This window comes from Gottschalkiaceae bacterium SANA, from assembly GCA_036323355.1.
Taxonomy (GTDB): domain Bacteria; phylum Bacillota; class Clostridia; order Tissierellales; family GPF-1; genus GPF-1.
This window is the reverse complement of record AP028876.1, coordinates 3252125-3274917: the sequence shown is the minus strand read 5'-3', so window position 1 is coordinate 3274917 and position 22793 is coordinate 3252125. Positions and strand designations below refer to the sequence as shown.

Genomic DNA, 22793 nt, shown 5'->3' with positions numbered 1-22793 from the left:
AAGTTATTTTACAGAAATGAAACAAGTGATTTGCAATAGAAAAACAGATGTATTTTCAGTGAACAGCGTGGCATTTGTCTTGTCTGCAAGATTTGAATCAGGTACAATAAATAGGTAGCACAGGAGGACGAGAATGAGAAAAGATTGGGATACATATTTTATGGACATCGCTTTTATGGCCAGAGAGAGAAGTACTTGTCCACGCCTTCATGTCGGCGCGGTTATTGTTAAAAATAAACAAATTAAATCAACAGGATATAATGGATCACCCAAGGGACTTCCTCATTGTGACGATGATGGTTGCTTTATGGTGGACGGTCATTGTCGGCGAACGATTCATGCCGAGATTAACGCCATTATCAATGCATCACCGGAAGAACGGGAAGAGGCAACCCTTTATGTAACCCATCAACCTTGTGTTGAGTGTCAAAAAGTGATTATATCATCGGGAATTACCCGCGTGGTTTTTGCAAAGGGATATCAGCCGGAGTGGGATTGGCTGAAGTTCGCAGATCATATTAAAACGGAGCATATGAAGGAGTACAGCCGGCCGTCATTTCTATCAGCGGCAGATAAGGAGTCGGAATGAATCCATATTTGATGGGGTTTTGTATCGCTGCAATCGTTGCATTTTTGATGACGCCGGTTGCTAAGCGTGTTGCGAAAATAATTGGCGCGATCGATGTACCAAAGGATGCGAGGCGAGTTCATACCAAACCCATTCCCAGGTTGGGTGGTTTAGCGATTTTTATAGGTTATACAGTTTCGAGAGTTGCCTTGGGACAAGCAGGGATTCTTCCCTATGGAGCAAATTTCTTACCAATTATGACAGGGGCTCTTGTCATTATCCTGATGGGTATGGTAGATGATTCCAAGGGCGTGTCGGCGAAAACCAAGTTTATGATTGAAATGATGATTGCTATTTTCTTGATTGGAGCTGGCGTACGAATCGATTTTCTTTCCCTTGGTACTTGGGCTGGTGATACGGCTCCTTATTTTTACTACGATTATTTGTTATTTCCTTTAACGGCGATTTGGATTGTAGGCATTACGAATACGGTCAACTTGATCGATGGATTGGATGGCTTGTCTTGCGGTGTGTCTGGGATTGCTAGCATAGCGCTTTTTGCCGTAGCCTCTCTTTTTGTAGGGCAAGACTTGATTTATCCGCAGGTTATGGCTACCACGGCTGTACTGGCTGGTGCTGCTTTTGGCTTTTTGCCATTTAACTTTAATCCGGCTCAGATTTTTATGGGGGATACGGGCGCCTTGTTTTTGGGCTATATGCTGGCGGTCGTTTCGATACAAGGCGTGATGAAATCCATCACTGTTCTTTGGATTATTTTGCCGATTCTGATCTTAGGCCTTCCTATTTTCGATACTTTTTTTGCCATTGTTAGACGAATGGTGAATAAGCGACCGATTATGGAAGCTGACAAGGGGCATTTGCATCATCGTCTTTTGGACTTGGGATTGAATCAAAAGCAGACTGTTTTGATTCTCTATGGAATCACCGGTGGCTTGGGAATTTTGGCTTATGTGTTAACGAAAGAAAAGGTTCAGCTTTCCGCATGGGGGCTGATTGGAATTATTGCCGTTGCCTTTGTTCTGGCTGGTTTTTTTCTCTGGTGCGACAATCAACGGTTATTCAAGCAACGAAAGGAGCAGATCAATGAAACCACAGATGAAACGATTGAAAGTAATGACGATATTCGGGACGAGGCCGGAAGCAATCAAGATGGCACCGATTGTGAAGGCATTGGAGATGGAAGAGAAGATTGATCATATTTTATGTGTAACGGCCCAACACCGCCAAATGTTGGATCAGGTGTTGGAGATTTTTTCTTTAGAGCCGGCTTATGATTTAGATATCTTTTCTCCTGGACAAAGTCTTTCTCAGATTACATCACGCGCCTTGACGGGATTGGAGTCGGTGATCGAGAAGGAAATGCCGGATGTTGTTTTGGTGCAAGGAGATACAAGTACAGTTTTTGCCGGTGCTTTGGCCGCTTTTTACCATAAGGTGAAGGTGGGGCACGTGGAAGCAGGACTTAGAAGCCATGACATGTATTCTCCCTATCCAGAAGAAGCAAATCGAAAACTGACAGGCGTTCTAACGGATTTTCATTTTGCTCCAACGACAGTTAGTCGGCAAAACTTGCTGGCAGAAGGTATCGACGAGGCTAAAATTTTTGTAACGGGTAATACCGTTATTGATGCCTTGTTGTCTGTTATTGAAGACAAGTTTACATTTTCAGATTCTTTATTGAACGAAATTGATTATAAGGACCGTCGGGTCATCTTGTTAACGTCACATCGCAGTGAGAATATTGGCCAGCCCATGGAACGAATTTTTTCAGGGATTCGGCAGATTGTAGAAGAACAAGCAGATGTGGAAGTGATTTTTCCCATGCACTTAAATCCCAAGGTGAGAGAAATTGCTTACCGGCATTTGTCTGACCATGGGCGGATTCATTTGATTGAACCCTTGGACTATTTGACACTGGCTAATTTGCTGGCCAAGGTAGATTTGGTTGTAACAGATTCTGGCGGTATTCAAGAAGAAGCACCAGCATTGGGGAAACCGGTTTTGGTGGTTAGAGAAGAAACCGAACGACCAGAAGGCATTGCAGCAGGAACAGCAAAACTGATTGGAACTGATCGGGAATTGCTGGTTGGCGAATTAAGGACCTTGCTTACTCAGCCGGCCGCTTATGAGGCCATGGCAAACGCCGTTAATCCATATGGAGAAGGAAATGCTGCTGAGCAAATCGTTGAAATACTTTTAAAGCAAAATTAAAGAGTAAATGCACCCGGAAAGTTTGACGAAAATCAAGCGCTTCTTGGTGCATTTTTAGTGTTTGAAATTGTCTTTATAAATGGGATGGAAGTCTTGTTGAAGAAACAATTGACAGAAGGAAAAGGAAATGATATCCTGAAACCCAATTAAAGTATTTTGTATACAAAATTTATCAAGCCAGGGAAAACGTTCGCTTTTTTTTATGAAAATGAAGCATTTTGAGAATGGTTAAAAAGGGATGGCAATTGATGCAAATACAAAACGACGAAAAAGCTGAGCGGGGAATGCCCGTGGAAATCAAGGATCTGCGAGTCCTGCTTAAGAAAGAGGGAAAATTTTCATTTGACAAGGGTTGGACCAATGAATTACACTATGAGAAAAGAAATGTTATTAATTTAACAAGTAAAGGGAATCCTCTTGGAGACAATGGAGTTGATAGAGTAGACATGGCTGGAATCCATGTCTACTTTTTGCATCTGAAAACTTTATGAAAAATTTAACAAAGGCAAACGATTCCTATTTGAAAATTGGAGTAAAATGCCAAAAATTCACGGTTTACAGCGTTTAAGGGGAAATTTCTTTTTAGAGATGCTGAAACGTGATAAAATACATATTGGTAATGGTTTTTGTATTTTCTTCTTAAATGATTCCGTCATATAATAAAGAGATGGGGGACGGTGTATGAAGCGGAAAGAAAAAGTTTCGATCATGAAAAATGTCGCTTTAATTACGCAGATCGGTATAACGATTATTTCGACGATTCTACTTGCTTTATTCGTGGGCAAGAAGCTCGATGAATGGTTGGGAACCGGCCTTGTTTTTACCCTAATCTTTCTTTTGTTGGGGGTTGCTACCAGTTTTATGACCATTCTTCGTTTGGGACTTAAGGAAGAAAACAAACCCATAAAAAACTGGGGAGAGGAGGACGAGGATGAAGATGATGGACCCGATTTCTGAAGATCCAGTCAAACGAATCACCAGCCGAGGGCTTGTGGTTGCCGGTGTCATTAGCATAATCCTTAGCCTGGTATTACCGAATCCAAATCCAATTGTTAAGGGTTTTTTAATTGGAGCGATCATTAATCTATTGAACTTTCGATTGATGACCCTCTCTTTGATACGAACTACATCAATGCCGCAAAGCCGAGTTCAGGGATATGCCATGGGGCAGTACATGATTCGGTATACGATTTACGGCATTGTCTTATATTTTGCGTTTCGTTCGCCTTCGACGAATGGAATCGCAACAGCCTGTGGTTATTTTTTAGTAAAGAGTATGATACTTGCAGATGTTGTGCTTCAAAGTTTGCAAGGTAAAACCCGTAAGAAAGGAGGGAGATAAGTGGAAGAAACAGGTAGGATGGGGTTGCAATTTGCCCTCGGAGACCAACAAATTTTTATTCATGACACCCTTGTTAACAGTGTCATCATTGTCTTGATTTTAAGTATTTTCTTTATGATCATGAGTCGGAAAATCAAGGCTACAGACCCGACAAAACCGCCCAAAGGTGTGATGCATATCCTAGAGATCTTTGTAACGGGAATTAACTCTTATGTAGCATCAACCATGGGGAAAAAGGGGAAAGGGTTTGAACCCTACATTGGCATGCTGGCCATCTATTTGGCAATTGCTAACCTTTTGGGATTGATTGGCTTTACACCGCCAACATCGGACTATAATGTCACTTTGGCTTTGGCCATTATGACATTCTTCTTAACTCAGTTTTTTGGATTCAAGTCACAAAAATTGGGCTACTTCAAAAGTTTCACAGAGCCGTTTGCGCTTCTTTTGCCGATTAATTTGCTCGGTGAAATTGCAAATCCTGTATCATTATCATTTCGTCTATTCGGAAACATTGTATCAGGCGCGTTGATTATGGGATTGCTCTACGGCGCTTTGGGTTGGTTCGCACCAATTCTTGCACCAGCCCTGCATGCGTATTTTGATATCTTTGCAGGATTGATCCAAACCTTTATCTTTACAATTCTTACCATGATCTTTATTTCAGGAGCCATGGAAGACTAGGCAACATTAAATCATTGATTAAAACCGTATAGGAGGAAACAAACATGTTAGAAGGAATCACGAGTGAAGCGTTTGTAATGGGTTGTTCAGCAATTGGCGCGGGTCTTGCAGCCATCGCCGGAATCGGTCCTGGTATCGGCCAGGGATATGCAGCAGGTAAGGGTTGTGAAGCGGTTGGTCGTCAACCGGAAGCACAAGGAGATATTATTCGAACCATGGTCATGGGCCAGGCGATCGCCGAGACAACCGGTATTTATGGGTTGGTTATCGCGATGATTCTTCTTTTCTTGAATCCTTTCGTTTAAATTGACACGAAGTAATTGTAGAAAAGGAGGGCAAGCAGCATGACTATTAATTTATTGCCCGATCTTCATAATTTTAGCTTGCAGATTGTTTCAACCGTTATTCTATTTTTGGTCATTAGAAAGTACTTATGGGCTCCAATGACGGAGTTTTTAGCCAAGCGTCAAGCGGCGATTCAAAAGGAAATTTCAGAGGCTGAAAAAATGAATGCGGCGGCGAATGAATTGAAATCGGAATATGAAGGTCATATTTTGGAATCAAAAGAAGAAGGCCGTGCGATTATTGACCAGGCGAGAAAACGAGGCGAAGAATTGTCGGATCGTTTGGTGAATGAAGCGAAACAAGAAGCAGGAGCTTTGATTCAACGGGCACAAAAAGAGATTGCCTTGGAAAAAGCGCAGTCTCAAGATGAAGTGAAACAAGCGATCGTAGATGTGGCAGTGCTTGCAGCTGCAAAGGTTGTTGGGCGCGATCTATCGGATGCGGATCACGCGGCCATGATCGATCAATTTATTGATGAAGTAGGCGAGTCGACATGGCAGAACTAGTTGCCAAGCGATATGCCGAGGCATTGTTTGAAGTCGGAAGTGAGGAGAACTTACTTGACGCTTTTAAGGACGAGTTGTCTGCAATTGCGGATTTGTTTGAAGCGGAAGTGGATTATCAGGTAATCTTGCAGCATCCAAAAGTTTCTCAATCCGAAAAGAAAGCCATGTTTCAAGAGCTATTTACCGGAAAAATCACACAAGAGATGTTGAATTTTCTATTTATCTTGGTCGACAAGCATCGGTTAAGTGAAATCAGGGAAATCCAACTTGCCTTTATCGCCTTGTACCATGAAGCGCGAGGGATTGTAGAAGCCGTTGCAACGACGGCGATTGCTATGAAACCTGAGGCAATTGAGCGTATGGCAGCTTCTCTTTCGAAAAAAATGGGTAAAGAGGTTCGTCTGCAAAATGCAGTCGACGCAAGTCTTATTGGCGGTGTGTTGTTGCGAATGAAAGATCAAGTCATTGACGGATCTGTTCAAGGGAAACTCAACAACCTACAGGAAGAATTAAAGCAGGTAACACTGTAAATCAAGCGATAGGGGTGAAACCGAATCTATGAATCTGAGACCAGAAGAGATCAGTTCAATTATTAAAGAACAGATCAAACGATATGAAAGCAAGCTTGATGTGGTTGATGTTGGAACCGTAATTGCGGTTGGTGACGGAATCGCGCGTGTCCATGGCCTGGAAAAGGCGATGGCAGGCGAGTTGTTGGAATTTGAAGGCGGCGTATTTGGAATGGCGTTGAACTTGGAAGAAGACAACGTCGGAGTCGTTTTACTTGGTTCTGATGAGCATATCAAGGAAGGGGACGTTGTAAAACGGACCGAACGGATTGTGGAAGTTCCCGTTGGGGATGCCATGATCGGACGCGTTGTCAATGCCTTAGGGCAAGCGATTGACGGCAAGGGTCCAATTGTAACGGAAAAATTCCGACCGGTAGAGAAGGTAGCACCAGGGGTTATTACCCGTAAGAGTGTTGATGTGCCTTTGCAAACCGGTATTAAAACCATTGACTCCATGATCCCCATCGGCCGTGGCCAGCGGGAATTGATCATTGGTGACCGTCAAACTGGAAAGACTGCGGTAGCGGTGGATACGATCTTGAACCAAAAGGGTCAAGATGTGATTTGTATCTATGTTGCTATCGGTCAAAAACGATCGACAGTTGTACAATTGATGGAAGTATTAGAGAAAAATGGAGCGATGGAGTATTCCTTGATCGTTTCTGCGACAGCATCCGAATTGGCTCCGCTACAATATTTGGCGCCATATGCAGGGTGTGCCATCGCAGAAGAATTTATGGATCAAGGGAAAGATGTACTCATTATTTATGATGATCTTTCCAAACATGCTGTGGCCTATCGTGCCATGTCATTGTTGTTGAAGAGACCGCCAGGACGTGAAGCCTACCCGGGAGACGTCTTCTATCTTCATTCTCGTTTGCTTGAGCGTGCTGCACGTTTGACACCGGAATTCGGTGGCGGATCGATTACGGCATTGCCGATTATTGAAACCCAAGCGGGCGATATTGCTGCCTATATTCCAACCAATGTAATCTCCATTACCGATGGACAGATTTTCTTGGAGACGGAACTTTTCAACGCCGGTCAACGACCTGCCTTGAATGCTGGTTTGTCTGTATCCCGTGTAGGGGGTGCCGCACAAATTAAGGCCATGAAGAAGGTGTCGGGTTCTTTGAAGCTGGAATTGGCGCAATACCGAGAATTGCAAGCATTTGCGCAATTTGGTTCTGATTTGGATGACGCGACGAAAGCCACCTTGGATCATGGTGCGCGCGTTATGGAAGTTTTGAAACAGTCGCAATACAATCCATTTTCTGTTGAAAAACAGGTTTTGATTTTGTATGCGATTCAGAAGCGATATTTGTCTCCTATTCCTGTTGAGAAGGTTAAGGAATTTGAAACAGAATTACTGGCTGATGTGGAAGCAAATCATCCGGAATTATTGACACAGATCTTGGAAGATACCAGTTTTTCTGATGATGTGCAAAAAAACATGGATGTAGTAATCCTCGAATTTCAGAAAAAGTTTTTAGAAACCCTATAGAATAGCCGAAAGAAAGGAGGGGATTGAATGGCCGTTAATGCGAAAGAGATTAAAAGCCGGATCAAGTCGGTAAATTCCACGATGAAGATCACCAAGGCGATGGAATTGGTTGCAACTGCGAAACTAAGAAAGTCTCGTGCCCAATTGGATCGAACTAGACCTTATTCTCTTGCTGTTATTGAAAGCATTCAAGAAATCCTCGCGAACTCCGGCAAAATTAAACATCCGTTTCTGGATGCAAGAGAGGTAAAAAAACGTCTCTTTATCGTCTTGGCATCGGATCGTGGATTGTGTGGAGGCTATAACACCAATATCAATAAGTTGGTGGAGTCTCAAGTCTCGGATCTCTCTTCGGTAAAGCTGTTGATCGTTGGCAATAAAGCAAGAAATTATTTTGCTCGTAGGAATTACGATATCGTCGATTCCTTCAGTGGAATTTCGGAAGCACCAATTTTTTCGGATGCCAAACATATTGGCGAGATAGCCCTCGATCTATTCAAACGGGGTGAAGTTGACGAGGTAAATGTGGTATATACGCATTTTAAGTCGACTATTTCCTATGATCCGAAAGTCTTGAAGTTATTGCCTGCGGAAGGTCTGAAAGAGGATTCTCAAAAGGACAAGAGACAAGCGTTGATTGAATATGAACCATCACCAGAAGTCGTGTTGGGTTATTTGGTGCCGAAGTATGTTTTTGGCGCCGTGTATGGAGCCTTAATTGAAGCCTCTGCCAGTGAGCAGGGCGCAAGACGGGTTGCCATGGAAAGTGCGACTGATAACGCAGAAGAATTAATCAAAGACCTAGATCTTTTGAAAAACAGGGCGCGACAAGCGGCGATCACACAGGAAATCACGGAGATTGTCAGCGGCGCAAATGCATTGTAATAAAGGAGTGAGCAACCATGGCTGAAAATAAAACGGGAAAGATAGCACAGATTATCGGAGCGGTACTTGATATTCGTTTTGATGCTGGCAATCTTCCAGAATTGAACACGGCCATTGAGATTGACGGTCCGAATGGCAGTGTCATTGCGGAAGTGGCGCAGCATATTGGAGACGATATGGTGCGATGTATCTCGATGGATTCAACAGATGGATTTGTTCGTGGAATGGAAGCGGTCAATACGGGCGCACCAATCTCTGTACCAGTAGGGGAAAAAACCCTCGGTCGGATGTTTAGTGTAATCGGAAAAGCAATTGACGGCGGGGATGATGTTGCAGACGCACCTCATCTACCGATTCACCGGGCAGCCCCTTCTTTTGAAGATCAAGCAACTTCAACAGAGATTTTTGAAACTGGAATTAAGGTGGTTGACTTGATCTGCCCCTATGCAAAGGGTGGTAAGATCGGTCTCTTTGGCGGCGCGGGCGTCGGCAAAACCGTATTGATTCAGGAATTGATTAACAATATCGCAACGGAACATGGCGGATTATCCGTTTTTGCAGGCGTTGGCGAGCGTACCCGTGAAGGGAACGACTTGTATTACGAGATGAAGGAGTCGGGCGTGTTGGCCAAGACTGCTTTGGTCTTTGGTCAGATGAATGAACCGCCTGGAGCGCGTATGCGTGTTGCCTTAACAGGCCTTACCATTGCAGAGAACTTCCGAGATCAAGAGGGACAGGATGTTTTGTTGTTTATCGATAATATCTTCCGTTTCACTCAAGCTGGTTCAGAGGTTTCCGCCCTATTGGGTCGTATGCCTTCAGCCGTAGGCTACCAGCCAACATTGGCAACGGAGATGGGTGCGCTCCAAGAGCGAATCACATCAACCAAAAAGGGATCGATCACTTCGGTTCAGGCTGTTTATGTGCCTGCCGATGACTTGACTGACCCGGCACCGGCAACAACTTTTGCCCATTTGGATGCAACAACTGTATTGGATCGCGGGATCGCGGCTTTGGGTATTTATCCTGCCGTTGACCCATTGGATTCGTCTTCACGAATTCTAGATCCTTATGTAGTTGGAGACGAGCATTATAAAGTGGCGCGGGATGTGCAGGAAATGCTACAGCGTTATAAAGAACTGCAGGATATTATCGCGATTTTGGGTATGGATGAGTTGTCGGAAGATGATAAGTTGACCGTTACCCGCGCGAGAAAGATTCAACGATTCCTGTCTCAACCGTTCACGGTCGCAGAACAGTTTACGGGAATGAATGGCGTCTATGTTCCACTGAAAGAAACCGTTCGCGGTTTTAAAGAAATCTTGGATGGCAAGCATGATGATTTGCCAGAACAAGCATTCCTTTATGTGGGAACCATAGAGCAAGCTATAGAAAAAGCAAAATCACTGAAAGTGTAGAGGAGGGATCGGATGTCAACGTTCCGACTCGATGTGGTAACACCCAATCGCCATTTCTTTTCTGAAGAGGTTGAAATGGTCATTATTCGGGGGACTGAAGGAGACCTAGGGATCTTGAAGGGTCATTATCCGATGGTGACACAATTGGGAATTGCTCGATTGAAAATCAAACAGGCGGGCCAGTGGAAGGAAGCGGCCATTTCTTCCGGTTATGCCGAGGTGAAAGAAAACTATATTATGATTGTAACAGATTCAGCCGAGTGGCCGGACGAGATTGATATTGATCGCGCCGCAGCGGCGATGGAGCGTGCCAAGGATCGATTGAAGCACGGACCGACAGATTTGGATCTGGTTCGGGCTGAAGCAGCCCTCAGACGTGCCATTACAAGAATTGATGTAGCAAAACGAAACCACTAGCCTTCGGGGCTAGTGGTTTTTTCTTACGGTGAAGCTTTACCCGTAAGCATTTTCTGTAGGTCAATGGGTAAAAGCTGTATTAATTTTTTGTTAATCTTCAAGGTATTTAATAATTTCATGTTGGAATGAAAAGCGGCTATGATATAATGAATAAGAATATTACAGCGAATTTGCGGAAAGAGCAGGGTGAAAAAATGGGATTTTTTAGAGAAAATATCGGAATTGATTTGGGAACCACCTCCATCCTCGTTTATGTGGAAAAAAAAGGAATCGTTTTAAGCGAACCTTCGGTGGTTGCCTTGGACAGAAATACCAACAAAATTTTAGCAGTCGGCGAAGAAGCTCGCCAAATGCTGGGTCGTACGCCAGGGAATATTGTAGCGATTAAACCATTGAAAGACGGCGTAATTTCAGATTATGATGTGACAGAAAAAATGCTGAAGTATTTCATCAAGAAATCAATTGGGACTTCTCTATTCAAACCCAAGATTATTGTCTGCGTGCCAAGTGGTGTAACAGAAGTGGAGAAACGTGCTGTTGTATCCGCTTCGAACCAAGCGGGTGCTTCAAAAACCTATCTCATTGAAGAACCAGTGGCAGCTGCTATTGGTGCTGGACTCGACATTACGCAACCCGACGGCCATTTGATTATTGATATGGGCGGCGGAACCACGGATATTGCCGTGATTTCATTGGGTGGTATTGTTGTGAGTCGATCGATCAAGGTTGCTGGCAATAAATTCGATGAGGCGATTATGCGATACATGCGCAAGAAGCATAATATGATGATCGGAGAACGTACCGCTGAAGATTTAAAGATCAACATCGGTTCTGCATATCCTTTGGATCAAGAAAAATATATGGATGCTCGGGGTCGAAATCTCGTTTCTGGTTTGCCGAAAACCATCAAGGTTTCTTCTTCAGAAATTCGTGAAGCGATTGAAGAGCCGGTTGCCTCCATTGCCGATGCTGTTCACTCTGTCTTGGAGAAAACACCGCCGGAATTGGCTGCAGATATTGCGGACAAAGGAATTATCATGGCAGGTGGCGCTTCCATGCTAGGCGGTCTTGATAAGTTGTTGCAAAAGCGTACGGGCATTCCAGTTTATGTAGCCGAAGATGCCATCTCTTGCGTGGCTGTAGGGACAGGAAAGGCTTTGGAACATTTTGATGTTTTGGCGAGTAGCGTGTTGAAAAAAGATACCATGTATTATTAAATGAAGAATTGTAATCAGCTCCTTTTGGGAGCTGATTTTTTTTAAGAAATTTATAATTGTAAATTATTGGACGCTTCTTCTGTCATCTTGTACAATAAGGGTACTAGGCCAATAGGGAGAGGACGAAAGATGCGTGGACAACAAGTCAATGTGCTAAAAGAAATGGATCGAGTTTTTCGACGGGTGCAAGATCCTTTGTTTCTAATTGATGAAATCGGGCGTTGCTTTTATGGAAATCCAGCAGTACTGGATTTTTTAGGCTATACAATAACAGAGTTGAAAGCCCTTTCAATTTGGGAAATCAGCGAGACCTTTCTAGAGAAAGATTGGAATGACCGATGGAAGAAAATTCGTGAAAATGGCTACGGCGAGATGCTAGACGTTCACCGGAAGAAGAATGGGCAGCTAGTAGACGTTGTGATCACCGCAACTTTACTTAACGAGCAAGTGGATCCATACCTTTATGTAGTCTTGCGGGAGAAAAATGAATTGAAGTCGATGCTGGGATACGGTGAAAATAGCATGGGTTCGGATTATAATGTGTTCAAGCATCTGGAAGAAGGCGTTGCGGTACATCAGATTATTTTAGATGACCAGAAAAATCCGGTGGACTATCGGTTTTTAGAAGTGAATCAATCGTTTTGTAGCCTATTGGGATTGAAGCGAGAAGATGTGATTGGGAAAACTGTAAAGGAAATTCTGCCGGCAACACCTCTCTCTTTAATTAAAGAATATGGAGATGTAGCTGTCAATCGACAGGCTAAGAATTTTATCCACTATGGTGAAGATTTGAACAAGCATTGGAAAATTCATGCTTACTCACCGGCCATTATGAAATTCATTACAATTTTTTCGGATGTTACTATCATGGTGAAAAAACAACGGAATTTGGAAATTGAGAGAGAACGGCTTAAAATGGCAATCGATACCGCTGATCTTGCATTTTTGGATATTGAAATGGATGAGGACCGTGTCCATGCAGAGGGGCGGATCTTTAACGGCTGTAAAATTATGAATATTGATGATTTTGATTCTTTCTTTTCGGATATTCATCCTGCTGATCAAGGTGAAATTGCTGAGAAACGACGCAAATTGCTAGATGGTCAATTGGAGGCTTTTTCAATTGAGATGCGCCTTCGTCTTGAGGGTATAGAGCGCTGGATTGAAATGAGTTTGAAGAATGTAGCTTATGACAAGGATGGAAAAGCGAAGCGAATTATTGGCGTAATCCGAGATATTGATGAGAAGAAAATGGAACGGCAACGCGTTGAGTTTCTTGCCCATCATGATATTTTGACGGGTACTTATAATCGCAATGCCTTTGAACGGTATATTCGTAGCAACCTTCCCGAGGAGCAGTATCCCGTAGGAATTTTGCTGTTTGATGTGGACGGTTTGAAGTTATTGAATGATGGATTTGGTCATGGTGAAGGTGATTTGCTATTGACGACTTTTGCAGCAAGCTTGAAGTCTGAATTTGAAACTCCGACAAAAATTTTCAGGATTGGCGGGGATGAATTTGCTGTTATTATTCCAAACGTGGAAGTTGATGAGATCTCTGAACGGCAAAAGAAGATCAGAAAAAAAGTGGGTGCTTTTGACCTACCGATTCAAGCGAGTGTCTCTAGCGGTTTTGGCGTGATTGAATCCAAGGGGAAACGCTTAGCGGAGAGCTACCAAAAGGCGGAAGATCAGATGTACCGCAACAAATTGTGGGAGAAACGGAAAGAGCGCGACAGTATGTCAGCGACTTTGATTGAATCTCTGGATTCGCGTACTCATGAAAATTTTGATCATTTCACTCGAATTCAAGACATGGTGATCAAAATGGCGGATGCCATGAGTCTGAATGATCAAGATAAAATGGCATTAAAAAAATTGGCCTATGCCCACGACATCGGAAAATTGGCGACACCAAAAGAAATACTGTATAAGCCGGATACCTTAAACAAGGAAGAATGGGATATTATGCAGAAGCATTCGGAGATTGGATACCGGATTGCTTCGGGACTCAATGATCTTGCCTTGGTGGCGAACGATATCTTGCTCCACCATGAGCATTGGGATGGAACGGGCTATCCCCATGGACTAAAGGGGGATGAGATTCCTTTGACGGCACGGCTGATTGGTATTATCGAGGCCTTTGACGCCATGACTCATGATCGGTGTTATCGGGAAAAGTGGAGTCGGGAAGAGGCCATAGAAATCTTGCGCCAAGAGTCTGGGTCAAAGTTTGATCCAAAGTTAATAGACATTTTTTTAAGCATACTATAAACAGGGATTTCTCCCTGTTTTTTCTTTAGGTTCGATTGCTTGAACACAATCTGCTTGATATTTCCATTTTCAGATTATTCTTGAGATTACCCCCGAATCGATGATATAATAACTTTACGTCTGGAAACCGACGGGAAGCGGGGGAAGAGATTGAATAAACAAAACAAGAACGATCAAGAAAAATCGAAAAGCCTCATGGCCCAATTGGGGCAGGTAGTGAGAGATCTGGGTGCAGATATAATGCGAGGGAAAAGCAAGGCGAAGAATTGGTTTTCCAAGGAGAAAGAAATTCTCCTGCAGCATAGTACTGAAATTCGGATTCATCATTTGAAAGACCAAGAACAAAAGGTGTATTATGTTCGCCATTTTCGCCGAAAGTTAAAATGGGCTTTAGGCCTTGCCGTGGTTGGAATGTTTGTTTTTGTGACGATGATGACAGCAGAAGTTGGTGATCTTCGCACGCAAGTGGCAAGTTTGCAGGCGCAAGCGGTTGCCAAGGACGAGTTGATTGAAACACAGCAGAATACGTTGGCGATGAGGACTGATGATATAGCCGAGGATCTGGAAATTATTAAAGACTACCGGGAAACGACCAGCGAGATGACAGATCAGTTGGAAGTGTTGGTAGAAAAAACGGAAGTGCTGGCACAAACATATATGCTTTCGGCCAATATTCAATTGCAGGATCGGTCGGGTTCTCGGGAAGAAATTGAACCCTTGATGGATTCTTCTGAAGAAATTGACGATATGATTGTCAATGTGGCAGAGATTGCTGATTGGTTAACCATGGAAGAAGGCTCGCCAGAAACGGATAGGCTGCTTGAAATTGAAGAGCAATTAACGGCCTTTATGGAGGATGTACCTCGAATTTGGCCGGTAGAAGGCAGACGAATCAGTTCTCCTTTTGGCACAAGACGTCATCCAATATTAAATGGACGGTCTAATCATACTGGTGTGGATATTCCTGGGGATTATGGATCACCGATTTTTGCAACTGCCGAAGGGGTTGTTACTTCAGCCGGGTATCAGTACGGCTATGGCTATATGGTAACGATTCAACATGCCAATGGACTGGAAACAGTTTATGCCCATGCCTCGAAGTTACTGGTCAGTAAGGGCGATGAAGTCATACAGGGCCAGACCATTGCTAAAGTGGGTAGCACGGGGCTTAGTACGGGACCGCATATCCACTATGAAATTAAAATCAACGGGGCCTATATCGACCCTGAGTTATTCCTAGAGCAATAGAATTGTTGACGATCCGAAAGGATCCGAAGAACAAGAATGTAATAAGACCCATCGACGAGGCCGCATATTATGCGTGACTCGTCGATGGGTCTTGTTTTTAATTGATTGCCAATTATTTGTTTGTAAACTGTTGAAGCAATTGGTCTGCTTCAATGGAAAAGTAAACGACCAGTTGATCATTAACAAAATCAAAGGAATCGATTGTGAACATCTCCATTTTTCGAGGGAAGCGATACTCCTCAGTGTCAATGATTCGGTTGTAAATTGAATCTGGTAAAGTCAATGCACCTACTTGAATATCGGTAAAGGTGATAACTACTTCATCGCCTTCTACATCAACATTTGCAATGGCGTCAAGGCCAATCGGGATGCGATAATATTCGAGTGATGCACCAACATGTAGGATTTCTTGTTGAATATAGAGTCTTGAACCATTAAACTCAACACCTGCTTTCGGATTTTCATTTAAAGACTGAAGAATGCCATTAGAGAAAATTTGGTTAAGAAGCGTTTCAGAAAAACTTAGTCGCAAGCCATCCATTACGCCTAGTTCTGCACCGGAGATAATATCCTGCAATTGCGGCTGTTCTTTGACGAGTGTGTATTGATTGGGATTGTCGGGTCTCACGGTGAAGATCAGTCCAACGCCGATCAAAGCGAGAATAAGGATCAAAAGGAATAACCCTTTGAAAAATTTCTTCATACTTTCACCTCCTTGTTCCTTTTATTGTATCCCAATTTTTGTGAAATGTGTATGAATTCGTGATGTAGTGGTGTAGAAATTTCTAGAATTTGATACAATAGGACTGAAAATGAAAACAAGGAGGATTCACATGGGAAAGATTTGTGTGGTAGGAAGTTTAAATATGGATTTGGTAGCAAGGGGTCAGCGAATTCCTGTTGTTGGCGAAACTGTTTTGGGAGAAAGTTTTAATCAAGTTCCTGGAGGCAAGGGTGCCAATCAAGCGGCGGCCATGGGGCGTTTGCAAGGCCATGTTGCTATGGTTGGAAAAGTGGGCCAAGATGCTTTTGGTCAAGCCTTAATCCAAGCTTTGAAGGATGCGAAAGTAGATACGCAAGGCGTAACAAAAGCGCCAACCTCAACAGGGATTGCTTTGATTACCGTACAAGCTGACGGAGATAATGCGATTGTGGTTGTTCCGGGTGCCAATGCGGAATTGAAGCCAGCAGATATTGATGCGGCAAAATCGGTTATTGAGGAATCGGAGATTGTGATTACACAATTGGAAAGCCCTTTAGATACGGTAACTTATGCGCTTAAGTTAGCAAAGGAACAAGGGAAAGTAACGATTTTGAATCCAGCACCTGCCGTGCCTTTGGCAGATGAACTCATTCAAAATGTTGATTATTTAACACCGAATGAAACTGAATTGGCGATTCTTTCTGGTATGCCGACCGAAAGTCAAGATGAGCTTCAAGCAGCAGCAAAAGCCATGATGGCTAAAGGCGTTAAAGTTTTGATTGTAACCTTGGGTTCTAAGGGTTGTCTGGTGATTGATGAGAATGGCAGTCGTCAATTCCCTGCTTTCAAGGTCAAAGCGGTGGATACAACAGCAGCTGGCGATAGTTTTAATGGTGGTGTAGCGGTTGCCTTGGCGGAAGGGAAATCACTGGAAGAGGCGATTGAGTTTGCGACCAAGGTTGGTGCTTTGACGGTACAAAAGGCCGGTGCGCAAAGCAGTTTGCCAACACGCCAAGAAGTGGACGGCTTCCGTGGCTAAGAAGTTCTATGCTGTTAAAGTGGGTTCAAAGCCAGGTATTTATGAAAATTGGGATGATTGCAAAGCGCAGGTAAAGGGAGTCTCGGGTGCCGTTTACAAGAGTTTTCCCACAAAATCGCAAGCTCTTGATTTTCTTGGAGGAGAACCGGAGCGCAAAGCAGGCTCGAAAGAGGGCACAGGTTTACCGGATTGGCCGGACTCGCCAGACACGGTGTACGCTTATGTGGACGGCAGCTTCGATGTAAAAACCATGCGTTACGGATCAGGTGTTGTCCTTTTATATGCGGATCAAACGACCAAGACTCTTAGTGTGATGGGTGAGGACCCGGAACTTGTTGATATGCGCAATGTTTCAGGGGAGATTTACGCTGCAGAACTGGCCATGAGGAAAGTTGTCGAAGAAGGCTACCTTCGCCTGGTGATTTTCCATGATTATGCTGGAATTCGCCATTGGCCGCTTCGCGAGTGGAAAGCGAATAAACCGGGTACGCAAGCCTATCGCGCTTACTATGAATCGATTAAAGATCAGCTTCAGGTATTGTTTGTGAAGGTGGCAGCCCATACAGGCGATACTTACAATGAAATGGCAGATCAATTGGCAAAAAAAGCACTTGGATTAATTTAAAGAGTAGAAATGTGAAGGACTCTGCACAAGGAAAACTTGTGTGGGGTTTTTTTATATGGTATGAAAAACATTCAACCTGATTATCAAAATTTATAGAGCTTTATGGTTTTGATTCGAAAAAAGAAAAATAACTGGAAAGTAATCGCTAAATATTCAGAATAAATAGGCATTGACGTAAAAAAAACGGAATGATATACTAACATCGATAAGATTGGTATGAAAAACAATTAACTTATATATCCAAGTGGTTTTAATTAGTATGAAAATAATAGTAGGGTTTCAAATCTCATCGTTGTGGCTATTGCGAATTTGCAAAGTGAATGAGATCAATAAAAAAGGAGAGTGATGGAAATGTTGAAGATTGACAAGAATGAAGTGGATTTTCTGGTAACGGGGAACATGGTTCAAGAAGTGGAAACAATTATAAGGCGTGATTTTCCACGGATTAAGGAAATCGTGAATCAGGCGGTTTCTAAGGGGATCGAGCGTGTCTACTATGTGGCTTGTGGTTCCCCTTTGTGTGCATGTCAGACAGCAAAGATGGTTTTTGACAAGTATTCAGAGATGCCTTGCGAGGCATATAGCGGCTGGGATTTTCTCGACCATACGCCAAAAAAATTGGATGAAAAATGCTTGGTAATCGGTGTTTCAGATTCTGGAAATTCCCAAGAGGTATCCCTGTCTTTGGAGAAGGCGAAAAAAGCAGGTGCAATTACAGTTGGCTTAACCAAAAACCCAGATGGAAACCTGCTTGCGGATGCAGCCGAGGAAGTGATCGCCTATGGCGCAGAGTGTATTTGGGAAGTTCACTTGTTACTCACTTATTGTTTTGCTTTGGAAATGATTGAAAAGATAGACCCGAACGAAGAAGCGACCCAAATTCGATCAGATCTTAACAAGCTACCGGAAATTTTGTCGAAATTGGTCAAGGAGACGGAAGAAGCTTCCATGAAATTGGGCGAGAAGGCTTGCAAATGGCCTTTTATCTATACCGTTGCAGCAGGTCCCTTGATGCCCTTGGCTTACAAGGAAGGCGTAATTACCATGCTTGAGTTTACGTGGACCCACGGTGCTGCATTGAATGCGGCAGAATTCAGACACGGTCCTCTAGAGGTGGTGGAAGAGGGAATTCCTTACGTCTTTATGTTGGGAACAGATGAGTCACGCCATACCACGGAACGCGCGATTCATTTCGTTGAAAAGCTGACTTCGGATGTGATTGTATTCGATGCAAAAGACTATATCGAGGATATGCACCCCATGCTAGCACCCTTTGTTCTTTTTGTTCCTTTGGAGTATTTCTATTATTACTTGTCGATCAGCAAAGACCACAATCCAGATGACCGTCGATACTATGGAGGCTTGATGCCGTATTAGTAGCTGTTAGTAGTTGTAGAGATGTTTGATTGATCGGAAATTTAGAGTGTGATATGATTCTACCAACTGAAGTTACAAGGAATTGAGATGGAAAGGAGGCCGCGATGAATCGAGAATATCGCAGTCGGCCACGTGATGAGGCGATGGAAAAAATTGAATGGCATATCAGAAAGAATCAAGTGAAGCCGCATGCGAAACTTCCATCCGAACGCGCTCTTTGTGAATTGTGGGGATTGAATCGAACGACTCTGCGCTCGGCGATCAAGCGATTGATTGCCGAGGGCAAGCTCTACAACAAGAAAGGATCGGGTACCTTTGTCGCTGAACCGAAAATCGTGCGAAACCTCCAAGATAGTCAATCGATTACCGAATTGCTGGCAAACAAGGGGAAGGACTTTGAATCGAAGGTCGTTTCCTTTCGTTTGATTCCATGCACCAAACAGCTTTCGAATGTTCTGCATGTTTCTATTGGCAGGGGTATTTATGAGTTGATTCGCCTTCGAATGCTTGATGGAGAGCCCCTGATGTTAGAACGGACCTGCTTGAGTGAGGATCGGTTTCCTGAATTGATCCGGTTTGACTTCGAAAAAGAATCTCTGTATGAAGTGTTGAAGAACCACTATGGTGTCATGATTTTGGGTGGGAATGAGAAGGTTGGTATGACCTATGCAGGCAAAAGTGAGGCAGACCAATTGAATCTTCAGGAAGAAACGGCCCTATTTTACTTGGATGGCGTCGCCTGGGATGAGAAAAATGAACCTGTAGAATCGTTCCAGTCGTGGGTTCGAGCAGATCGAATTCAATTGTTCAGCGTATTGAAACGATAAAAAAAGTAGATGGAAATGGGGGATTGCTTTGAAGGAAGAGAAGGCGATAGATTATCAATCACCGATATATTTGCAGGTCAGAAAAGCAATTCGAGATCAGATTGATAGTGGAGAGTTCTTGCCTGGAATGAGTATTCCATCAGAGAATGAACTGGCAGAACTGTATGGCATTCATCGATTGACGGTGCGAAACGCCATTTCAGTTTTGGTTATGGAAGGTTTGTTGAAAAGTGTTAAGGGAAAAGGTGTTTTTGTTGTTGGACCCAAGATGGAACGTGACTTGGATACCTTGGGTGGATTTACGAAGACGATGAAGGCCAAGGGGGCACAACCGTCTACAAAGGTCTTGATCAAGGCGATCCGGCAAGCAGGAGAAAAGTATGCCATGATTTTTCATATCCGTCCTGAAAATGAAATTTACTATATTAAGCGGATTTGTTTTGCTGATGGAGAGCCGGTTTCTTTGGAAGAAATTTATATCCCGACAGAACTGATTCCAAACTTTGATGAGATTGATTTGGCGGTATTTTCTATTTATGAAATTTATGATTTTTATGGTGTTCAGCTGACAAGAGCCGATCAAACCCTTGATTTGACCACGCTTCCTTACAAGGATGCGAAAAGGTTGGGTATTGATCCTTCTGATTCGGTCCTACTTTTTTCAGGCACGAGTTACGATGAAAATAACCGGATTATTGAATTTTCGCGAACCTATACCCGTGGGGATAAGAGTGATTTTACGGTTCACTTTATGAATAAATAAGGAAGCAAGTGATGAATCAAGCGACCATGAAAAGTAAAGAGGCAGATTGATTGTAAGAAAGCACGTGAAAATCGAGAAGAGATCTCGAAATTCACGTGCTTTTTTTGAAGTGATCAAATAATCGCTTACAGCAGGGCCTCAACCGAGGCGGCAATTTCATCTGGTGTAACCGGTGATTCGAATCGAGAAACCACATTTCCATCCCGATCAATCAAAAACTTGGTGAAGTTCCATTTGATTGAATCTCCATCAAAAAGTTTTGGAAACTTTCCCTTCATTTTTGTAAAGAAACCCTTGCTTTCTGGTTTTGAAGGGTCGGCACCAGTGAAGGGTGCTTCCTGAATCAGGTATTGATAGAGAGGGTCAGCTTCTTTGCCTCGTACCTTGATCTTCTGGGACAAGGGGAAAGTAACGCCATAATTTAAGGAACAAAAATTCGCCAAATCATCACCATCTAAGGGTTCTTGATTGGCAAATTGATCACATGGAAAACCAAGGACAACGAGTCCTCGCTCACTATAGGTCTGATAAAGCAATTCGAGCCCTTTATACTGTGGGGTGAATCCGCATTTGCTTGCTGTATTGACAATAAGAAGAACTTTGCCCTGATATTCACCAAGACTGCTTTCTTCCCCGTCAAGCTTTGTGTATGGATATGAGTAAATTGACATATGCAACCTCCTAAGTTGATATTATTATAATTTAGGATAAGATACCCACCTTCAAACATTCCATGCAGAGTTTTTTTAACTGCGAGAAATAGTGAATTAGCTATAGTAAGGGCGAATGGATCATTGCTTTACTATTTAATGAATTTTTTTAAAAGCCGATGCTTCTCAAGTGTGCGAAGGATTTTGTGTTTTTCTTTCGTATAAGGCGGATAAGCCAGAGAGATGCCGTAGCGTTTGTGTTTTCTCAAAATTGACTTGTGATGGCTAAATGTTTCGAAACTTTTAACACCATGGTAGCTGCCCATGCCACTTCTGCCCCTGCCTCCAAAGGCTAAATATGAGGTACCCAAATGGGAGATGGTATCATTGATGGCGCCGCCGCCAAATGGAACTCGAGAAATTATGCGATCGATGATCACTTGATTTTCTGAGAAGAGATAAAGTGCCAAAGGATCTGGTTGCTGGCAGACGATTTGTATGGCTTCTTCGATCGTTTGGTAGGTTAGAATCGGAAGAATCGGACCAAATATTTCATCCTTCATGACTTTGGCTTTTTCTGAAATTTCATCCATCAAGGTAGGAGCAATGAAGAGTGCATCTTCATCGGTATCTCCACCGAAGCGTATATTTCCTTCAGTGAGATAGCCTTTGAGTCGATTGTAATGCTTTTCATTGATAATATGAGCGTAATCCTTGTGATCTGGAGTTATTTCACCATAAAATTCATGCAACACATCAATCAAGGCTTTGATTAGTGGTTCCTTTAATTCTTCTTTTACCAATATATAATCGGGGGCTACGCAGGTTTGGCCTGCGTTTATGAATTTTCCCCATGCAATGCGTTGCGCGATAACTTTGGGATTATGAAGTTCATGAACGATGGCCGGACTTTTTCCGCCAAGTTCCAAGGTAACGGGAATTAGATTTTCGGCAGCTTTTTGCATGATGATTTTCCCGACTCGCATGCTGCCCGTAAAGAAAACATGATCCAGGGGCTCATGTAAAAAAGCTTGAGTGATATTTGCGTCACCAGTCAGCGCAAGGACATAATTTGGTTCAAAGGTTGTTCCGATCATTTCGCAGATGACGCCGGATGTGTGGGGAACTTCGGAAGCGGATTTCAAGATAACTGTATTACCCGCAGCTATGGCACCGATTAAAGGCAAAATGACGAGATTAAATGGATAATTCCAAGGCGCAATAACAAAAACGGTTCCTCTTGGCTCGGGGTATATATAAGAACGGGAAGGAAATTGTGTGATTGGCGTGTGTCTACGCTCTGGCTTCATCCACCTTTTTAGATGTTTGAGGGCAAAGTTGATTTCTTCATAAGCCTGTCCAATTTCAGTTACGTAGGATTCGAAGGCGGGCTTGTGAAAGTCTTTCTCTAATGCATGAATTAAGGGCTTTTCATATGATTTAATGGCAGTTTTTAGTCGGATCAACTGTCGTTTGCGGAAATCATAGGAAAGTGTTTTGCCACTTTGAAAGAGATTCTTTTGTTCTTTAACTGCGAGTTTTGCAAAGTCCTCATTGCTTAGTTTCATGGCGTGCCTCCTTTCTTCCCTTATTACATATA

Annotated in this window: 25 protein-coding genes; 22 read left to right on the top strand and 3 right to left on the bottom strand. The window is 43.1% G+C overall.

The genetic code is table 11. The features are described from left to right. Nucleotides 1-133 precede the first annotated feature (133 nt). The 17 genes from AC25CA_RS15815 to AC25CA_RS15735 all read left to right on the top strand — a co-directional run bounded on the left by AC25CA_RS15815 (nucleotide 134) and on the right by AC25CA_RS15735 (nucleotide 15209). Nucleotides 134-589: a deoxycytidylate deaminase gene (locus AC25CA_RS15815; protein WP_486814809.1), complete on the top strand. Its 456-nt coding sequence runs from the start codon at nucleotides 134-136 to the stop codon at nucleotides 587-589. Then, nucleotides 586-1782, top strand: a complete 1197-nt coding sequence (locus tag AC25CA_RS15810; RefSeq protein ID WP_486814808.1) for an MraY family glycosyltransferase — start codon at nucleotides 586-588, stop codon at nucleotides 1780-1782. Before AC25CA_RS15815 ends, AC25CA_RS15810 begins: the two co-directional genes overlap by 4 nt. Next, complete coding sequence (gene wecB / locus AC25CA_RS15805; protein WP_486814807.1) at nucleotides 1673-2800, top strand: non-hydrolyzing UDP-N-acetylglucosamine 2-epimerase; 1128 nt, start codon at nucleotides 1673-1675, stop codon at nucleotides 2798-2800. Before AC25CA_RS15810 ends, wecB begins: the two co-directional genes overlap by 110 nt. 248 nt (nucleotides 2801-3048) lie before the next feature. Further along, nucleotides 3049-3291 (top strand): hypothetical protein, encoded by a 243-nt coding sequence (locus tag AC25CA_RS15800; protein ID WP_486814806.1) that lies wholly within the window; start codon nucleotides 3049-3051, stop codon nucleotides 3289-3291. A 190-nt stretch (nucleotides 3292-3481) separates the two neighbouring features. Continuing rightward, complete coding sequence (locus AC25CA_RS15795; protein WP_486814805.1) at nucleotides 3482-3757, top strand: AtpZ/AtpI family protein; 276 nt, start codon at nucleotides 3482-3484, stop codon at nucleotides 3755-3757. Continuing rightward, nucleotides 3732-4142, top strand: coding sequence for an ATP synthase subunit I (locus AC25CA_RS15790; protein WP_486814804.1), 411 nt, complete (start codon nucleotides 3732-3734; stop codon nucleotides 4140-4142). Before AC25CA_RS15795 ends, AC25CA_RS15790 begins: the two co-directional genes overlap by 26 nt. Then, on the top strand, nucleotides 4143-4826 hold the full coding sequence (gene atpB / locus AC25CA_RS15785; RefSeq protein ID WP_486814803.1) for a F0F1 ATP synthase subunit A: 684 nt from the start codon (nucleotides 4143-4145) through the stop codon (nucleotides 4824-4826). 44 nt (nucleotides 4827-4870) lie between these two features. Continuing rightward, nucleotides 4871-5131, top strand: coding sequence for an ATP synthase F0 subunit C (gene atpE, locus AC25CA_RS15780; RefSeq protein ID WP_486814802.1), 261 nt, complete (start codon nucleotides 4871-4873; stop codon nucleotides 5129-5131). A gap of 39 nt (nucleotides 5132-5170) precedes the next feature. Next, complete coding sequence (gene atpF / locus AC25CA_RS15775) at nucleotides 5171-5677, top strand: F0F1 ATP synthase subunit B (RefSeq protein WP_486814801.1); 507 nt, start codon at nucleotides 5171-5173, stop codon at nucleotides 5675-5677. Next, complete coding sequence (locus tag AC25CA_RS15770) at nucleotides 5665-6207, top strand: F0F1 ATP synthase subunit delta (RefSeq protein ID WP_486814800.1); 543 nt, start codon at nucleotides 5665-5667, stop codon at nucleotides 6205-6207. Before atpF ends, AC25CA_RS15770 begins: the two co-directional genes overlap by 13 nt. A gap of 28 nt (nucleotides 6208-6235) precedes the next feature. After that, the gene (gene atpA / locus AC25CA_RS15765; protein WP_486814799.1) at nucleotides 6236-7750 is read left to right on the top strand and encodes a F0F1 ATP synthase subunit alpha; all 1515 of its coding nucleotides are present in this window, start codon (nucleotides 6236-6238) and stop codon (nucleotides 7748-7750) included. A gap of 27 nt (nucleotides 7751-7777) precedes the next feature. Beyond that, nucleotides 7778-8635 (top strand): ATP synthase F1 subunit gamma, encoded by an 858-nt coding sequence (gene atpG / locus AC25CA_RS15760; protein ID WP_486814798.1) that lies wholly within the window; start codon nucleotides 7778-7780, stop codon nucleotides 8633-8635. Between the two features lie 17 nt (nucleotides 8636-8652). Then, nucleotides 8653-10053 carry a F0F1 ATP synthase subunit beta gene (gene atpD / locus AC25CA_RS15755; protein ID WP_486814797.1) on the top strand — a complete coding sequence of 467 codons (1401 nt, stop codon included), beginning with the start codon at nucleotides 8653-8655 and terminating at the stop codon, nucleotides 10051-10053. Nucleotides 10054-10065: 12 nt separating this feature from the next. Beyond that, complete coding sequence (locus AC25CA_RS15750) at nucleotides 10066-10470, top strand: F0F1 ATP synthase subunit epsilon (RefSeq protein ID WP_486814796.1); 405 nt, start codon at nucleotides 10066-10068, stop codon at nucleotides 10468-10470. Nucleotides 10471-10664: 194 nt separating this feature from the next. Beyond that, nucleotides 10665-11687, top strand: a complete 1023-nt coding sequence (gene mreB / locus AC25CA_RS15745) for a rod shape-determining protein (RefSeq protein ID WP_486814795.1) — start codon at nucleotides 10665-10667, stop codon at nucleotides 11685-11687. 129 nt (nucleotides 11688-11816) lie between these two features. Then, nucleotides 11817-13961, top strand: a complete 2145-nt coding sequence (locus tag AC25CA_RS15740) for an HD domain-containing phosphohydrolase (RefSeq protein WP_486814794.1) — start codon at nucleotides 11817-11819, stop codon at nucleotides 13959-13961. Between the two features lie 150 nt (nucleotides 13962-14111). Continuing rightward, nucleotides 14112-15209: a peptidoglycan DD-metalloendopeptidase family protein gene (locus AC25CA_RS15735; protein WP_486814793.1), complete on the top strand. Its 1098-nt coding sequence runs from the start codon at nucleotides 14112-14114 to the stop codon at nucleotides 15207-15209. A gap of 112 nt (nucleotides 15210-15321) precedes the next feature. On the opposite strand, the gene AC25CA_RS15730 is transcribed toward AC25CA_RS15735, so the two are convergent. Next, entirely contained in the window at nucleotides 15322-15912 is a 591-nt protein-coding gene (locus AC25CA_RS15730; protein ID WP_486814792.1) for a hypothetical protein, read from the bottom strand. A gap of 130 nt (nucleotides 15913-16042) precedes the next feature. On the opposite strand from AC25CA_RS15730, the gene rbsK reads away from it, so the two are divergent. From rbsK to AC25CA_RS15705, 5 genes are all read left to right on the top strand, one after another. Further along, a complete protein-coding gene (gene rbsK, locus AC25CA_RS15725; RefSeq protein ID WP_486814791.1) occupies nucleotides 16043-16951 on the top strand; it encodes a ribokinase in 909 nt (302 codons plus the stop codon). After that, nucleotides 16944-17576: a ribonuclease H1 domain-containing protein gene (locus AC25CA_RS15720; protein ID WP_486814790.1), complete on the top strand. Its 633-nt coding sequence runs from the start codon at nucleotides 16944-16946 to the stop codon at nucleotides 17574-17576. Before rbsK ends, AC25CA_RS15720 begins: the two co-directional genes overlap by 8 nt. Before the next feature lie 351 nt (nucleotides 17577-17927). Then, nucleotides 17928-18953 (top strand): fructoselysine 6-phosphate deglycase, encoded by a 1026-nt coding sequence (gene frlB, locus AC25CA_RS15715; protein WP_486814789.1) that lies wholly within the window; start codon nucleotides 17928-17930, stop codon nucleotides 18951-18953. A 104-nt stretch (nucleotides 18954-19057) separates the two neighbouring features. Then, the gene (locus AC25CA_RS15710; RefSeq protein ID WP_486814788.1) at nucleotides 19058-19780 is read left to right on the top strand and encodes a GntR family transcriptional regulator; all 723 of its coding nucleotides are present in this window, start codon (nucleotides 19058-19060) and stop codon (nucleotides 19778-19780) included. Between the two features lie 28 nt (nucleotides 19781-19808). After that, nucleotides 19809-20543 carry a GntR family transcriptional regulator gene (locus AC25CA_RS15705; protein WP_486814787.1) on the top strand — a complete coding sequence of 245 codons (735 nt, stop codon included), beginning with the start codon at nucleotides 19809-19811 and terminating at the stop codon, nucleotides 20541-20543. A gap of 125 nt (nucleotides 20544-20668) precedes the next feature. Here AC25CA_RS15705 and AC25CA_RS15700 read toward each other — a convergent pair whose 3' ends face one another. Together AC25CA_RS15700 and AC25CA_RS15695 are read right to left on the bottom strand one after the other, a co-directional pair. After that, the gene (locus tag AC25CA_RS15700; RefSeq protein WP_486814786.1) at nucleotides 20669-21214 is read right to left on the bottom strand and encodes a glutathione peroxidase; all 546 of its coding nucleotides are present in this window, start codon (nucleotides 21212-21214) and stop codon (nucleotides 20669-20671) included. A 131-nt stretch (nucleotides 21215-21345) separates the two neighbouring features. After that, the gene (locus tag AC25CA_RS15695) at nucleotides 21346-22761 is read right to left on the bottom strand and encodes an aldehyde dehydrogenase family protein (protein ID WP_486814785.1); all 1416 of its coding nucleotides are present in this window, start codon (nucleotides 22759-22761) and stop codon (nucleotides 21346-21348) included. Nucleotides 22762-22793 lie beyond the last annotated feature (32 nt).